Raw genomic sequence first — 15,996 nt, 5'->3', positions numbered from 1 at the left:
CGCGTCTATTCTGAGCAACTAAGTATGCTCAACTCAGTATGCTCAACCAAGCTTGCTAAGCTAAAAGGGAGGTGATATTACACTTCCGCCAATAGTGTTGTGCTTATTGTTCTTATGCCTTGGCCTGTGGCGCCTGCCGCCCAATAACCATTATTACTATTATTAAATGCGGCAGCTAAATCAAAGTGCAACCAGCCCTTCCCGTCATGCGGCACAAAGCGACTGAGAAAACCTGCAGCATTACTTGCGCCACCTGCGCCGCCACCTTTTACGGGTCGACTATTGGCCGTATCGGCATAGGCCGAAGGGCATTGTTGCTTATGCCAATGCTCTAGAGGCAGCTGCCAGGTAGGTTCGTCAGATTGCTCGGCATACGCTAAGGCTTTTAGCGCTAATTGTTTATCCAGAGCAAACAAGGCATTAAACTCAGCGCCAACTGCAGTAACTGCCGCTCCTGTTAAGGTTGCAGCATCGATGATAAGGTTTGCGCCACTTTCTGCTGCACACATCAGGCCATCGGCCAATACCAAACGCCCTTCTGCATCTGTATTAACAACTTCAACCGTAGTGCCGTTTTTATAGGTGATGATATCGCCAAGCTTGTACGCTGTGCTGCTAATGAGATTTTCCGCACAGCATAATATTAATTGAACCCGTTTATTAAGGCCTTGCAAAATGGCTAATGCCAAAGCAGCCGTCACCGTTGCAGCTCCACCCATATCGCATTTCATTGTGAGCATGCTTTCGGTCGCTTTGATAGAGTAACCGCCACTATCAAAGGTTATACCTTTACCTACCAACGCCGCACTTACAGGCGTATCAGCGTTTGCCGTTGGGTTGTAATCCAAAATTAGCATTGCAGGTTTGCGTGCGCTGCCGCGTCCAACCGCATGTAAACCATGCCAGCCAGCGGCAAGTAACTGCTCATCCAATAAAATCTGGCTTTGCACTGTGCCTTTGGCAGCCACTTGCTCAATAAAACGCGCCGCTAATATTGCCAGCTGCTCTGGATACAACTCGTCTGGGGTCTGGTTCGTTAGCTGCTTTGCCCAACTAAAACATTGCATCATGTGTTGCAACTGCCGCTGAGTGTCAGTGTCACCACAAAACAGAACACCATTGTGTTTTTTCGCCGTGCAAAACCCCTGATAAAACGCCCACTGCAATGCTATTGTCCAACCGTCACCAGCAAGCTGCACCTGCAGCAAGCCAAGACTCTCTAAACTACGTGCCGCTTTTTGCACACTGCGCGTGGCGTCATGGATATTAAAATGCAGCTGAAATCCATCTGCTATTGGCGAAAATAATGCCTTGCCCCATTTAGTGTCCGCAGAATGTTGTTGCAGCGTAATTTGCACTACGTCAGTCATTTGTCCCCCTTTACGCGTAACGCATCTTAGTTATTTGTCAGAGTGTATCACAAGGCTCTAACCGCAAAACACCACGACGCTATTCGGCTGTTACAATGGGCAAAATCCCCTTCGAATGGATAACCGCTGAAAAAAGATGACGGCCATGCTGGCAGTCTGTATACTTCCGCGTCTTTTAAATCTGATTGCGATGCTAGCAATATTCTGCTATCTATAGCCGCCATATTTTTTGCTTGGCATTATACAGGAGATGATCATGCCAGAGGGCAATACTACCAAAACGCTGGGCTTACTAGCTCTTGCAGGCGTAGCGCCATATCAGGAAGCTGTCGGGGAAGAGTATATGAACCCGAAGCAACTGGAACATTTCCGTCGCATACTTGACGCCTGGCGTCAGCAGTTGCGCGAAGAAGTTGACCGTACTAAGAATCATATGGCCGACGAAGCAGCAAACTTTCCGGACCCTGTGGACCGTGCTGCGCAGGAAGAAGAGTTTAGTTTAGAGCTTAGAGCACGTGACCGTGAACGTAAGCTACTGAAAAAAATTGAGAAAACCCTGCAAAAAATTGAAGATGAAGACTTTGGTTTTTGTGATACCTGCGGTATTGAAATTGGTATACGTCGCTTAGAAGCCCGTCCTACGGCTGATATGTGTATCGATTGCAAAACCTTAGCAGAAATCAAGGAAAAGCAAATGGGCGGCTAAGATGCCCATTGCTTCCTCTGCTTATATAGGCCGGTTTGCGCCATCGCCTTCCGGCCCGCTTCATTTTGGTTCTCTAATTGCTGCTGTTGGTAGCTATCTGCAAGCAAAAAGTCAGTTTGGGCAATGGCTAGTGCGGATGGAAGACATTGACACTCCTCGCATGGTGTCAGGTATGGACAGCGATATCCTGCGTACCTTAGAACAATATGGTTTGCACTGGGATGGCGTTGTACTTTATCAAAGCCAGCGGTTAGACCGTTATCAGCATGTTTTTGCCCAACTACAACAACAGCAATTGCTATATGGTTGTCAATGTACCCGCAAACACATTAGTGCCATGGGTGGCTTTTATACTAACCATTGTGCTGCACTAAACTTATGTCACGAGCCACTTGCCTGGCGCTTACGTAGTAGCAATGTACCAAGTTGTTATGCTGATTTGTTATTTGGCCAGCAACAAATCCCGGCAGAACTGGCGGCAGAAGATTACATCGTTAAACGCCGTGATGGCCTGTTTGCTTATCAACTTGTGGTTGTTATTGATGATATTGATCAAGGCATTACCGAAGTTATTCGCGGTGCAGATTTATTACAAATGACACCACGCCAACAAGCCCTCTGCCAATTGCTTGGCGCGAAAGCACCACGCTACGGTCACCTGCCGTTAGCGGTAATGCAACCAGGACTTAAACTTAGCAAACAAAATCATGCCCCGGCAGTAAGCCAATGGTCACAACCTCAGGTTTTAACTGCAGTACTTGATTTTCTTGGTCATTTACCGCCCCGGGAATTGCAGCAAGCACCAGTGGCTGAGCAGTTGAACTGGGCGTGTAATAACTGGCAATTGGCCAAGGTACCGGCAAAAATGGAAATAAACACCACAGAATATCGTTAAGCAGCGCCTGTTTCGTTCTTTTTTTTGCGTAGCTGCGGTATTATTAGCCGTTTTTTTTAACGTGCAGCGACAGGCTGCATTGCTCAGGAGAATAATCATTATTTCACGCGTGTTAGATTTTTGCCGCCGTACCCTTAGTGGCAAGCCAAAGGCAGACAGTGGCAAGGCCAAGGCAGACAACGCCACGGAAGCTCGTAAAGAAAAAGCGATAGCTAAGCCTTCCCATGCCCCGCGTATTGCTGCGGGTGCCAGTTTATTGCCCCAAGTTCAGCGTTTAAGCCGTGACCAACATGCTATTTCGCGCAAGGATATCAGCCCTAATGCACTTAAAGTGCTGTACCGGTTAAAAGATGCCGGTTTTGATGCCTATCTGGTTGGTGGCTGTATTCGCGATTTATTGCTCGGTATTAAGCCAAAAGATTTCGATGTGGTTACCAATGCTAAACCGGAGCAGGTAAAACAGGTGTTTCGTAACTGCCGTCTAATCGGCCGCCGTTTTCGTTTAGCCCATGTCGTATTTGGTAGAGAGATCATCGAAGTAGCAACGTTCCGTGGCCATCACAGTGGTACTGAAGATGACGCCGAAACCGCACCTAAGTTAAAAACATCCAGCTTAAGCGACCATGGCCAAATACTGCGTGACAATGTGTACGGCTCAATTGAAGAAGACGCCGAACGGCGTGACTTTACTATTAATGCGCTGTACTACTCCGTAAATGACTTCTCGGTGTACGACTTTGCTAACGGTATGCAAGCTATCGCTGAGCGTAAAATTGAGCTCATTGGCGACCCGGAAACGCGCTATCGCGAAGATCCGGTACGCATTTTACGTGCCATTCGATTTGCTACCAAGCTGAATATGCAAATAGCGCCAGCCGCTGCAGAACCAATCCCACAGCTGGCTGTAATGTTAAAAAATATTCCGCCACCGCGGTTATTTGATGAGCTGGTTAAATTACTGCTGGCTGGAAAAGCCTTTGATAACTTTATGCTGATGCGTGACACCCGCGTACTCAAGCAGCTGTTACCCCAGTTAGACAAGCTATTAAAACAAGAACCTGAAGGCAAAGCGTTTCAATTAGCGACCAAAGCACTGCAAGACACCGATGCGCGCGTAGCCGTGGAAAAACCCGTAACACCGGCGTTTATTTTCGCCGCCTTGTTGTGGTATCCGGTAGAGCTGCGAAGTCAAACACTAATGACTGACGGACTGAGCGAACTTGACGCGATGAATATCGCCATGACAGAGGTGCTGGATGATGTGCAGCGTACTATTGCCATTCCGAAGCGTTTTACCCTGGCTATGCGCGATATTTGGGCGTTACAAAGCCGCCTGACAAAACGTGCCGGTCGTCGCGCATTTAAATTACTCGAGCAACCAAAATTTCGCGGTGCCTTTGACTTTTTGCAATTACGGGCGCAGGCAGAAGACGGTAACCTGACAGAACTTGCCTTGTGGTGGGAGCGTTTTCAGTTTGCTGACGACACCGACCGTTTGCAGCTTATTAATCAGTTAGGCAAGGAAGGCGTTGACAAGGGCCCACGTCGTCGGCGCAACTATAAACGTAAACGCACAGCAGAATAATGGCTTTAATTCGGTGTTTCATCGGTTTAGGTGCCAACTTAGACCAACCTGGTTTGCAACTACAACACGCGGTAGACGAATTACAACGGCTACCGCAAAGTATATTGCAGCAGGTATCAAGTTTTTATGCGTCGAAACCTATGGGGCCGCAAGATCAACCAGACTATGTTAACGCTGTCGTCGCTATAGATACTTCGCTCTCACCAGAGCAGTTATTAGACGCGTTGCAACAGATAGAACAGCAACATGGGCGAAAGCGCAAAGCTGAGCGCTGGGGTCCACGCACGTTAGATTTGGACATACTGTTGTATGGTAATGAGACTATTTCAACAGCACGCCTCACCGTGCCGCATTACGGTATGAAAGTACGTGAATTTGTACTTTATCCTCTGCATGAAATTGCCCCAGAACTTCGCCTGTCGGATGGTACTGTATTATCCTCTTTACTAAAGCAAGTGCCGATAAATGGCCTGCAGAAACTTCATAGCAGTTGCAGCTGATCGCACTTTGTGCGATCTTGCGCCACCTGCATTAATGGTCGGATGAGAAGATTATGGCTAAAATTACCACTGCCGTATTACAGAAAATGAAACAGCAAAGTGACAAGATCACCATGCTGACGGCCTATGATGCCAGCTTTGCTAAATTATTTGCCGAACAAGGCGTCGACGTGCTGTTAATTGGCGACTCACTTGGCATGGTACTGCAGGGGCGCAGCGATACGCTACCAGTAACCATTAGTGACATTGCTTATCATACCCGCGCTGTGCGCGCCGGTGCACCCGATGCATTCGTAATAGCTGATATGCCGTTTATGAGCTATGGCACGTTAGAGCAGACATTACAAAGTGTGGTGCCGCTAATGCATGCCGGAGCTAATATGGTAAAACTGGAAGGGGGTGATTTTTTACTCCCTACCGTAAAAGCGCTAACCGAACGTGGCGTGCCAGTGTGCGGCCATTTAGGCTTAACACCGCAGTCGGTGCATATTTTTGGTGGTTATAAAGTGCAGGGTAAAACCGAAGCAGCCGCCGATGCTATGCTGGCGCAGGCAAAAGCTTTGCAAGATGCCGGTGCCCAATTGCTGGTGCTGGAATGCATTCCTACTGCATTAGCTAAACGCATTACTGATGCTTTAAGCATACCAGTTATCGGTATTGGTGCCGGTAATGTTACCGATGGTCAGGTACTGGTAATGCATGACTTACTCGGTATCAGCAGTGGTTATATTCCAAAATTCTCTAAAAACTATCTGGCACAAACTGGTGAGATTAGAAGCGCAATTGCCGCTTATGTCAGTGAAGTAAAAAGCCAAACCTTTCCTACTAACGACCACAGTTTCTAAGCCCGATGAAGATCATTAACTCTGTTCAAGCCCTGCGGGCGCAAATCAGTGCCTGGCGTCAAAACGGCGAGCGCATTGCCTTCGTACCCACCATGGGCAACTTGCATAATGGCCACTTAACGCTGGTTGATGTGGCAAAAAGCCGCGCTGATCGGGTGATTGTCAGTATCTTTGTTAACCCAATGCAGTTTGGCAAAAATGAAGATCTTGATAATTATCCGCGTACACTGGATGCAGACTGCGCCGGGTTAAGCGCCCACGGCGCGGATGCGGTATTTACGCCAACGCCGCAACTGATGTATCCGCGGGGGTTGGATGTACAAACTTATGTTGACGTGCCACTGCTGGGCGACTTGCACTGCGGTGCCAGCCGCGCAGGCCATTTCCGTGGGGTATCTACCATAGTGTGTAAGCTGTTTAATTTGGTACAGCCCGATATTGCCTGTTTTGGCCAAAAGGATTATCAGCAACTGGCAATTATCCGCCAGATGGTAATCGATTTATCCCTGCCAGTTGAGATTATTGGCGTAGCAACAGAGCGTGCCGAAGATGGCCTGGCATTAAGTTCGCGCAATGGTTACCTTAGTGCAGAACAACGCGCTATCGCGCCGTCGCTGCATACGTTGTTACAACAGTTGCGTAGTCGCATTCTCAATGGTAACCATGATTACCGCAGCTTAGAGCAGCACACTAAACAGCAATTGAATACCGCTGGTTTTACTGCAGATTATATTAATATCGCTGACCAAACCGATCTAACCCTGGCTACTTCGGCAGAGCAAGCTAAAGTGATTTTGGCTGCGGCCTGGCTGGGTACCACGCGGCTAATTGATAATATCGAAATCTGAGAGCTAGTTGCTACACCCGGCGCTCAGTCACGCCGGGGTTAGCGGCCAAAACAGTGGCAACAACAGCATTGTAATAATAAATAACAGTAAACTTAGCGGACCACCCACCTTTAAGTAATCAATAAAGCGATAACCGCCCGGCCCCATCACCAGCGTATTGGCTGCATCGACTGGCTTCAACTGTACTGGGTTCATCACTATCAGATGTTCGCTATCTGTTAGCCTTGCCAACCGCGAGCGCAGGCTAAATATTTCATTGCAACGCGTTAGGGCGATGACTATGAGCCCTGCAGTATTAATTAAGCCGGACTCTTCAAGTGTATGACCGGCTAACAATGACGGTGTAGGCAAACGCCATTGGCATGAAGACTTTGACCGGCAAAATACCACAGCGCCTCGCCACGTCTAACGTGGCCTGCAACAATAAGGCAAGCAGCAGTAATACTAGGGCAATGTCAGCTGTCATAATGGCCAGAACAGCAAAAGTAACGGCGTAGCTACAAAAACAACCAACAACTCCAAAGGCAAGCCCAAACGCCAGTAATCACCAAATTTAAAGCCGCCTGGGCCCAGTATTAGCGTATTGTTCTGATGGCCTATCGGCGTTAAAAATGCGCAAGATGCCCCTATTGCCACCGCCATCAGGAACGAGTCAGCATTAACGTTCAGCGCCAAAGCAGCACTAATAGCAATAGGGCACATTACAGCTGCTGTAGCCGCGTTATTCATTAAATCAGATAGAAACATAGTAATAATTAATACCATGGCCAGTGCCACTACAGCATTGCCCCGGGCGACATATTCCATCAACAAACTGGCAATTAGCGCTGCGGCACCGGTGGCTTCCATGGCACCTGCTACAGGAATAAGTGCTGCCAGCAGCACTATTACCGGCCAGTCTATCGCGGCATACACTGAGCGCGCAGGCACCGTTTTAAACACCATTGACGCCAGCACGCCCAAAGCAAATGAAATGGCTGCCGGTAGCAAGCCAAAAGCAGCGCCGGCCACTGCAAAAAACATAATTATTCCAGCAAGCACAGCCTGACGTTTATCCGGAATGTTTAACTCTCTTTTTGCCAGGGGCACGCAGCCATAGTCATTGGCGAATTCAAGCACGCTTTCTCTGGTTCCCTGCATCAATAGCAAATCACCCGCTTGCATTCTGAAGTTTCGTAAACGTGACTTTGAACGACCGCCATCACGGGACACTGCCAGCAAATTCAAACTGTAGCGCGAGCGCAACATAATACTGGTAGCTGAACGGCCTTGTAAGCTTGACTCGGGCCGCACGACCAGTTCAATTAACACGATATCTTCACTACTAGACGACTTATTGTCCTGTGCTTTTTGAGCTGTTGAATTTTTACCTGCGGGTTCAGCCTCGTTATTTTTTGCTTGTCCCGCCGACAATTGCTCAACGTCTTGCTGCTCGCTTTTGACCGGCTTATCTACCGTTACTGATTCTTCCAACTCCAGGCCCAAAGCAGATAATACCGCGCCTAATGAGTCAACTTCAGCTTCCAGCACTAAAATATCACCGGCTCGAATCACCCGCCCGCCGCTGGGTGCATTTATTTTCACATCATTGCGGATAAGGCCGACAATTTGCGCACCACTATCATCGAATTCATGTTCTATGTCGACTAAGCGCTTATCAGCAATTTTACTGTTTTCTGTTACTCGCGCTTCGGTCAAATAAGCGCCGGTTTCAAACCCCTCCGTGCCGGCTTGCTTTCGCGCCGGCACCAAACGCCAGGCCAATACCACAAACACGCAGCCTGTCAATGCAACTGCAAGTCCTACCGGGGTAAAATCAAACATCGCAAAACCACTACTGCTTTGCTGTGCACGAAAGCCGGACACTATTAAATTCGGCGGTGTACCAATCATAGTTGTCATTCCGCCCAAAATAGTACCAAACGCCAGCGGCATCAGGATCCGCCCGGGAGGCACTTCCAGGCGGTTGGCAAGCTGCAGCGCTACCGGCATCAGCAATGCCAGCGCACCGACGTTATTCATGAAACCGGACAGGAGTGCGCCCATACCAACCAGCACCCCCATACTCAGCATAAGTCCGGCATGTTTCGGCATCGCATGCCTGGCAAGCACATCCACCGCGCCAGAGCTTTGCAGGCCTGCACTTAACACCAAAACACATGCCACAGTAATAACGGCAGGATGACCAAACCCATTAAACGCAATGGCCGGGTCGATAACACCGCAAAGCACACAAGCAAGTAACGCAGCCAGCGCTACCATATCATGGCGCCAGCGGCCCCATAAAAACATACCGATAGTGAGCAGTAAAATCAGAATAGTCATGCTTTGTGCCGCCGTCATAATGCATTCCCTAGGTTGATTAAACTCTGTGCAGCTGCGTTTTACCGGCCACAATGACTCATTAGTAATGTACTACATCAAGGCAGAAAAAATGTCACAGTTCAAATTATAACCATGCTGATGGCTATGGCTCTGTAGCCAGGATGTTTAGAGGAAACCTGTTTTATGAAAAAACTTTACGCTAGCCCAAAGTATCCAGATGAACTGCACTGCTTGGCGCGGTTCAGTATCCAGGGCGTTTGATTTGCAGTATTTTCACCTGGATTAATAGTGGCACCAAATTAATACAGGCACTGGGGTTATTTAGGCCGGTGCAGAACAACAATGCGGCTTGCCGCAATACATTAAGCGGCTGTCGCTACTGCAAAGCCGCTATGTCTGGGTGTGAAAATAACATAAACCTAAGGGGTAGCCGTTACCGGCTAAAACTATGGCTTGAACTTAGCGGCGTCAATAATGGCCCAGATATGCACTATTACAGCAATAATACCGGGTATCACCAAAAACCAGGTGGCATAACCGGCCACACAGACTAAAAAGAAAATAATCGCCGCTAGAATACGGCCTTGCACCAGCTGACCTAACCCCGGAATAAACACATTACATAAGGCTGCAATCACATTGCCGCCAGACCCCTGACCTGCCATAACTCACTCCTTTTTAATAACGTTAAGCTGCCTACATACCGGCAGACAAGCTTTACTGTTTTAACGTTGCCACAAATTGCTCTGATTGGGCAATGGCTTTATTCATATCATCTATTAACCGGTTAATGTCTTTTTGCACCGAATTAAATTCGCCCTGCAAGGCGCCTATCGCCTTTGCATTTAAGTTATGCTTTAAATACAGGGTATTATCTTTAAGCGATGCCAATACCGGTTGCATACTCTTTTCTGCACGCCGCATGGTTTTCAACAAGCTGTTATATTGCCGTTTGGTATTAGCCAGTTTTCTTGCACTGTCTTGTTTTAGCGAGGTATTGGTGTACTGCTCCAGTTCATCCTGCCACTCGTCAAACAGCGCATCCGCTACAGATTCAATACTATTAATTCGCGCCGATACGTCTTCAGCTGCTGAACTACAAGCCTGAAACTCGCTGTCGGTTGCCTCATAAACCCGCTGTAAGTCGCCACCATCAAATTTAATCAGGCTACTAAATTGCTCCAGTGCTGATTTAAACTGCTGTTGTGCTTCTTGCTGTGACTCCTGTGCCTCTTCTACCCTATCGGCCAGAATATCGCGTTTATGCACGCCCACTTTTTCCATAGCGGAATAATACGCAGTTTGACACGCACTAAGGCTTAGTAATAAAGGCAGTAAAACCAGAAGATAACGCATAAAATCAGTCCGTTGCTATATCATTTTCGACAGATAATAGCCTGTAACGCGGCTAAGGACAAACGGCGTACATTACGCCGCCAGTTCTTTTGCTAACTGCAGCAGCTTAGGGTAATAGTCTTTATCCAGTTGCGCCAACTGATCTTGCTCTACCAGTACATCATGCAGTATTTGTTCTGTGGTTAACGGATTAGCCAGCACCACACGAAACACGATGGTCTCCTGGCGGTTATAGCGGGCTGGCGTCAGGCGGGTACGAGAGACAAACGACTTACCTTCTTCACGTTGGCGTTTTTGAATAAATTTGGTCAGGCCATTTAGCAATTCATTAAAGCGTTGTAACTGCTCAGCACTGGCTTTAGCCATCGCTTGTTGTACCAGGGCAGGCACGTAGCGGTAGGTTAGCAAGCAAAGTTCTGGCTCGGTAATAAGTTCAAAATCAATATTGTGTTCAATAAGCGTGGCAAAATAGCGGGCTTTTTCCAGACTGCGGTTTATTAAGATTTCATAGCCGTCACGGCCAATCACCTGCAAACAGGCGTGCACCAACATCGCCATACCCGGGCGTGACCCTTCCAGTGTCTGGCTACCGAGATCTTTTGAACCTTTACGCAGAATATACTCAGCATGATGCTCAATGGCATGCGCCGCAGAAGGATGTTTAAACACCACCATGCCGGCTCCCATTGGTACATACATTTGCTTGTGCGCATCAATAGTCACCGAATCTGCACGCTCGATACCTGCAAGCAAATGACGGTATTTGTCGGACAGTAAGGTTGCACCGCCCCATGCCGCATCAACATGAAAGTGACATTGATACTGCTCAGCAATATCAGCCAGTTGATGTAGTGGATCGACATTTCCGGTTTCAGTAGTACCCGCTACACCTACAATAGCCAATACCCTGATATTGGCTGCCTTCAACTCAGCCATTTTATCGGCCAATGCCACAGTATCAATTTTATTATTGGCGTCAGCTTTAACCGCAATCAGCGACTCTCGGCCTATGCCTAACACATCTGCCGCTTTGCCCAAAGAATAATGCCCGCGTTCGGACACCAAAATCGCCAGGCCTTCATAGCCATAGTGTTTCATGGCTTTAAACAAACCTTCTCGCGCTATACCTTTAAAGTTACCGTCTGCTTTAAGCAACCGGTTTCGTGCTATCCACAACGCGGTGATATTAGCAATGGTACCGCCAGAACAGAATGCGCCCAGAGAATGATTCGCGCTGTGCATCCACTTTTTGTAAAAGCCGTCACCTTCGCCATACACCAAATGATGCATCATGCCCAACACTTGACGCTCCATTGGTGTAAAGGCTTTGGAGGTTTCAATTTTTACCAGATTTTGGTTTAACCCCACCATCATTTTTGACAGCGACAACACAAAATAAGGCAGTGCAGACGTCATATGACCAATAAAACTAGGCGCGGCGGTGTGCACCGAATGCGCAACCAGTTTTTGCATCAAGCTTTCGGCGTAGTCAGAAACGAAATTAGGCATTTGTGGAATATGATGAGCCTGAAAGTCACGCTCAATCTGCCATAAAGGTTTTTCTACCGCGACGATACTTTCACGTAAAAAACCGGCCAGGTTCTGTGAAAGATTCTGCTCTATGATGCTCAGTGTAGAGTCAGGCGCTTCCGGCACCGTGAAGATGCGCCACAGCGCCTCTTCTGACGCAGTTGCCTGTCGTTTGCTCGGTTCGGTCATGCTATTGCTACTCTACATACTGGTTTAGCAGTTACTAAAACGGCCTGGAAAAGGCGGTCACTTTACTGCAAGCGTTGAAAAATGTCTGCAAAAAAATGTCACACTGGCCAGACCGGTTAAGGCGCGATTCAGCCGTAGGCTAACTACGTAAGCCAATGCCGCGATTAATCAAGTACATGGCATAGCTAAACAGCACCACAATAAAGCCCACTACCACTACTAGCGCTAACCATAAACTGACATCAGTTACACCCAGAAAACCATAGCGAAAAGCATTAACCATGTAGACAACCGGGTTCAGTGCGGCCACATGTTGCCAAAAGCCAGGTAACAAGGTTAACGAGTAAAACACACCGCCAAGGTAGGTTAATGGCGTAAGCACAAACGTTGGTATGATACTGATATCATCGAAGGTCTTGGCATATATCGCATTTATTAGGCCACCAAGTGAAAACAACATAGAGGTTAACGTTACGGTAATAATGATCACGGCTAAATTATGAATTTGGATGGTGACAAAAAATAACGATAAAATGGTTACAATTAACCCCACCAACATACCCCTGGCCATACCACCGCCAATAAAGCCAAGCACAATAATATAATTGGGTACAGGCGCAACCAATAGCTCTTCCACATTGCGCTGAAACTTGGCACTAAAAAAAGATGACGCAACATTAGAATAGGAATTGGTAATCACCGACATCATTATCAGGCCGGGCACGATAAATTCCATGTAACTGAAACCGCCCATATCACCAATACGCGACCCTATCAGGCTGCCAAAAATGACAAAATACAACGTCATCGTAATGGCCGGTGGCACCAAGGTTTGGATCCAAATGCGTAAAAAACGATTCGTTTCTTTATTTAAAATGCTTTTTAGCGCAACGATATAATTGGCCTGGCTCATTGTGCACCTCCACGGCCATGTTCTACCAGGGAGACAAATAACTCCTCCAGCCGGTTTGCTTTGTTGCGCATTGATAACACCTTCATGTCCTGTGCTGTCAGCTGAGCGAAAATAGCATTGAGCCCTTGGGCTTTGTCCACATCAACTTCAATGCTTTGCCCTTCCAACGCGCGCCAGCTAAAGCCATCAAGCTTGATGTCAGAAGGCTCAGCGGCAAGATCCAGTACAAAGGTTTCTTTCGTTAACTTTGCAAGCAAAGACTTCATTGTGGTATTTTCAACAATTTGGCCTTTGTCGATAATGGCAATATTCCGGCACAACATTTCCGCTTCTTCCAGATAATGCGTGGTTAAAATGATTGTGACCCCCTGCTGATTAATTTTGCGTAAAAACTCCCACATAGAACGCCGCAGTTCAATATCAACACCTGCAGTGGGCTCGTCTAAAATGAGCAGTTTAGGCTCATGCATTAATGCACGGGCAATCATTAAACGTCGCTTCATGCCGCCAGATAGCTCCCGAGCACTGGCCAGACGTTTTTCCCAAAGCCCTAACTGCCCCAGGTATTTTTCCGCCCGCTCTAACGCCAGCGGCTTTGACACACCGTAATAACCAGCCTGATTGACAACAATCTGCAGCACAGTTTCAAACTGATTAAAGTTAAACTCCTGAGGCACTAACCCCAATTGACTTTTCGCAGCTTCCAGTTCGGTATCAATGTCATAACCAAATACTTTCACGCTGCCCTGGGTTTTGTTTACCAGCGCGCTAATTACACCAATAGCTGTACTTTTACCCGCGCCATTAGGGCCTAACATCGCAAAAAAATCGCCCTGCTGTACCTGTAAATTGATACCCCTTAGCGCCACAGTGCCGCTTTTATACACCTTATGCAGGTTTGTTATGTCTAAAGCTAAACTCAATGTTGTTCTCCTGTCTGCGTTGTATTACCGCTATATCCCCAACGACTTAATAACTGATGTGGCACCTTTAAATGGTCTAAAATACGCGCCACCATAAAATCGACTAAATCACTGATTTGCTTAGGTTGATGATAGAAACCAGGCGCTGCAGGCATGATGGTGACCCCCAGTTTGGCCAGTTTCAGTAAGTTTTCAAGATGGATAGCACTAAGCGGGCTTTCACGCGGTACTAAAATAAGCTGGCCGCCTTCTTTAATCACCACATCCGCCGCACGTTCAATTAAGTTATCGCTAGCGCCAACGGCAATACTGGAAACAGTGCCGGTAGAACATGGGCAAATAACCATCTGTTTGGGCGCCGCAGAACCAGATGCTACCGGCGAGAACCAATCATCTTTGCCGTACACTTTTAACAACCCGACATCACAACCAAAATGCGCCAGCAGCATTTGGGTGCATTTCTCCGGTGCAGCAGGAAGTTTAATGTCGTGTTCGGTAGCAAAAACAACTCTGGCGGCACTAGAAACTAACAAATGTACTTTAATGCCTTGCGCCAGCAATAGCTCAAGTAAGCGCCAACCGTAAGGTGCACCGGAAGCCCCGCTAAAAGCCAGCGTAATCTCGTGTGACGTTGTCATTAATGCTCCCATTTGCGTTTTAATGCCGCAATTAGCTTATCGTGAATGCCGCCAAAACCACCATTACTCATTACAACAATGCTGTCACCATGCTGTGCTTGTTCACACAACACACCGACTAACGCATCGATATCCTGTGACAGAGTGGCTTTTGGTGCCAAGGCGCGGCAAAGCGCGTCTAACGACCAATTGGCATTGGCAGGCTCATACAGAAACACCAAATCTGCTAATGCCAAAGACAATGGCAACGCGGCCTGATGCACGCCCATACGCATCGTATTTGAGCGCGGTTCTAATACGGCAAGTACCCGGTTTTGGCCTACTTTATTTCTAATACCCTGCAAGGTGGTGCTAATCGCTGTTGGATGGTGAGCAAAATCATCATAAACCTTGATATCTGCTACATCAGCTTTTAGCTCCATACGCCGCTTTGGCGCCACAAAACGACCTAACGCTTCCAGTGCAATAGCAACCGGCACGCCGGCGTGGCGCGCTGCAGCAATAGCCATGACGGCGTTATCAACATTATGCTGGCCGCTAAGTTGCCAGTTAAGTTCGCCCAGCATGTTGTCGCAATAATGCAATGAGAAGTGGCTTCCATCACGTTGTATTAACTTGGCATGCCAATCTTTACCATAGCTCTGTCGTTCACTCCAACAGCCCATATCCAGCGTTTGCTTAACCGCCACAGTATCTTCCGGTGCCAAAACCAAGCCGTTAGCCGGAACCATGCGCAATAAATGATGAAACTGACGCTGAATAGCCGCTAAATCTGGGAAAATATCCGCATGATCATATTCGAGATTATTAATGACCAATGTTCGTGGCCGGTAATGCACAAACTTAGAGCGCTTATCAAAAAATGCGGTGTCATATTCATCTGCTTCAATGACAAAAAACGGTGACTCGCCCAGTCGTGCTGAACAATCGAAGTTTTGCGGTATGCCGCCGATTAAAAACCCGGGCTTTAAACCGGCATAATCTAAAATCCATGCCAGCATGGTGCTGGTAGTGGTCTTGCCGTGGGTGCCCGACACAGCCAGCACCCAACGGTCGTGCAACACCTGTTCTGCCAGCCATTGTGGGCCTGAAGTGTAAGGTAAATTGGTATTTAATACATACTCAACCGCAACATTGCCGCGCGACAAGGCATTACCAATAATAACCAGATCCGGTGTAGGCTCAAACTGCGCGGGGTCCCAGCCTTGGGTTAACTCAATCCCAAGCTGCGCTAACTGAGTACTCATTGGTGGATATACATTAGCGTCAGAGCCGGTAACCTTATGCCCCAGTGCTTTTGCAATAGCCGCAATACCGCCCATAAAAGTGCCGCAAATGCCGAGAATATGAATATGCATATTAATTCCTGAAAA

Annotated in this window: 16 protein-coding genes; 6 read left to right on the top strand and 10 right to left on the bottom strand. The window is 47.7% G+C overall.

Annotated features, from left to right (window positions below; all coding sequences use genetic code 11):
- Positions 1 to 77: 77 nt before the first annotated feature.
- Positions 78 to 1,370 (bottom strand): aminopeptidase PepB, encoded by a 1,293-nt coding sequence (gene pepB, locus ORJ00_RS16655; RefSeq protein WP_306140382.1) that lies wholly within the window; start codon positions 1,368 to 1,370, stop codon positions 78 to 80.
- Between the two features lie 256 nt (positions 1,371 to 1,626).
- On the opposite strand from pepB, the gene dksA reads away from it, so the two are divergent.
- The 6 genes from dksA to panC all read left to right on the top strand — a co-directional run bounded on the left by dksA (position 1,627) and on the right by panC (position 6,749).
- Positions 1,627 to 2,076: an RNA polymerase-binding protein DksA gene (dksA, locus tag ORJ00_RS16650; protein ID WP_027670318.1), complete on the top strand. Its 450-nt coding sequence runs from the start codon at positions 1,627 to 1,629 to the stop codon at positions 2,074 to 2,076.
- A gap of 1 nt (position 2,077) precedes the next feature.
- Positions 2,078 to 2,971, top strand: a complete 894-nt coding sequence (gene gluQRS, locus ORJ00_RS16645) for a tRNA glutamyl-Q(34) synthetase GluQRS (RefSeq protein ID WP_306140381.1) — start codon at positions 2,078 to 2,080, stop codon at positions 2,969 to 2,971.
- Between the two features lie 109 nt (positions 2,972 to 3,080).
- Entirely contained in the window at positions 3,081 to 4,556 is a 1,476-nt protein-coding gene (gene pcnB / locus ORJ00_RS16640; protein WP_306140380.1) for a polynucleotide adenylyltransferase PcnB, read from the top strand.
- The gene (gene folK, locus ORJ00_RS16635) at positions 4,556 to 5,056 is read left to right on the top strand and encodes a 2-amino-4-hydroxy-6-hydroxymethyldihydropteridine diphosphokinase (RefSeq protein WP_306140379.1); all 501 of its coding nucleotides are present in this window, start codon (positions 4,556 to 4,558) and stop codon (positions 5,054 to 5,056) included. Before pcnB ends, folK begins: the two co-directional genes overlap by 1 nt.
- 53 nt (positions 5,057 to 5,109) lie before the next feature.
- Positions 5,110 to 5,901: a 3-methyl-2-oxobutanoate hydroxymethyltransferase gene (panB, locus tag ORJ00_RS16630; protein ID WP_027670314.1), complete on the top strand. Its 792-nt coding sequence runs from the start codon at positions 5,110 to 5,112 to the stop codon at positions 5,899 to 5,901.
- A 5-nt stretch (positions 5,902 to 5,906) separates the two neighbouring features.
- Positions 5,907 to 6,749: a pantoate--beta-alanine ligase gene (gene panC, locus ORJ00_RS16625; protein ID WP_306127011.1), complete on the top strand. Its 843-nt coding sequence runs from the start codon at positions 5,907 to 5,909 to the stop codon at positions 6,747 to 6,749.
- 27 nt (positions 6,750 to 6,776) lie between these two features.
- Here the strand turns inward: panC and ORJ00_RS16620 are convergent, their stop codons facing one another.
- The 9 genes from ORJ00_RS16620 to mpl all read right to left on the bottom strand — a co-directional run bounded on the left by ORJ00_RS16620 (position 6,777) and on the right by mpl (position 15,981).
- Positions 6,777 to 7,139: a hypothetical protein gene (locus tag ORJ00_RS16620; RefSeq protein WP_306140378.1), complete on the bottom strand. Its 363-nt coding sequence runs from the start codon at positions 7,137 to 7,139 to the stop codon at positions 6,777 to 6,779.
- 72 nt (positions 7,140 to 7,211) lie between these two features.
- Positions 7,212 to 9,092, bottom strand: coding sequence for an SLC13 family permease (locus ORJ00_RS16615; protein WP_306127013.1), 1,881 nt, complete (start codon positions 9,090 to 9,092; stop codon positions 7,212 to 7,214).
- A gap of 428 nt (positions 9,093 to 9,520) precedes the next feature.
- On the bottom strand, positions 9,521 to 9,739 hold the full coding sequence (locus tag ORJ00_RS16610; protein ID WP_027670310.1) for a hypothetical protein: 219 nt from the start codon (positions 9,737 to 9,739) through the stop codon (positions 9,521 to 9,523).
- Between the two features lie 52 nt (positions 9,740 to 9,791).
- Complete coding sequence (locus tag ORJ00_RS16605) at positions 9,792 to 10,430, bottom strand: DUF2959 domain-containing protein (RefSeq protein WP_306127014.1); 639 nt, start codon at positions 10,428 to 10,430, stop codon at positions 9,792 to 9,794.
- Between the two features lie 72 nt (positions 10,431 to 10,502).
- Positions 10,503 to 12,149, bottom strand: coding sequence for a pyridoxal-dependent aspartate 1-decarboxylase PanP (gene panP, locus ORJ00_RS16600; protein ID WP_305975170.1), 1,647 nt, complete (start codon positions 12,147 to 12,149; stop codon positions 10,503 to 10,505).
- Positions 12,150 to 12,288: 139 nt separating this feature from the next.
- Complete coding sequence (locus tag ORJ00_RS16595) at positions 12,289 to 13,062, bottom strand: ABC transporter permease (protein WP_306127015.1); 774 nt, start codon at positions 13,060 to 13,062, stop codon at positions 12,289 to 12,291.
- Positions 13,059 to 13,985: an ABC transporter ATP-binding protein gene (locus ORJ00_RS16590; RefSeq protein ID WP_306127016.1), complete on the bottom strand. Its 927-nt coding sequence runs from the start codon at positions 13,983 to 13,985 to the stop codon at positions 13,059 to 13,061. Before ORJ00_RS16590 ends, ORJ00_RS16595 begins: the two co-directional genes overlap by 4 nt.
- Positions 13,982 to 14,623, bottom strand: a complete 642-nt coding sequence (locus ORJ00_RS16585) for a flavin prenyltransferase UbiX (RefSeq protein WP_027670305.1) — start codon at positions 14,621 to 14,623, stop codon at positions 13,982 to 13,984. The genes ORJ00_RS16590 and ORJ00_RS16585 overlap by 4 nt, the downstream gene beginning before the upstream one ends.
- Entirely contained in the window at positions 14,623 to 15,981 is a 1,359-nt protein-coding gene (gene mpl, locus ORJ00_RS16580) for a UDP-N-acetylmuramate:L-alanyl-gamma-D-glutamyl-meso-diaminopimelate ligase (protein WP_306140377.1), read from the bottom strand. The genes ORJ00_RS16585 and mpl overlap by 1 nt, the downstream gene beginning before the upstream one ends.
- Positions 15,982 to 15,996 lie beyond the last annotated feature (15 nt).

The organism is Rheinheimera baltica (genome assembly GCF_030731985.1).
Classification (GTDB): domain Bacteria; phylum Pseudomonadota; class Gammaproteobacteria; order Enterobacterales; family Alteromonadaceae; genus Alishewanella; species Alishewanella baltica.
Note: the sequence above shows the minus strand (reverse complement) of the source record. Positions and strands in the feature narration are given on the sequence as shown.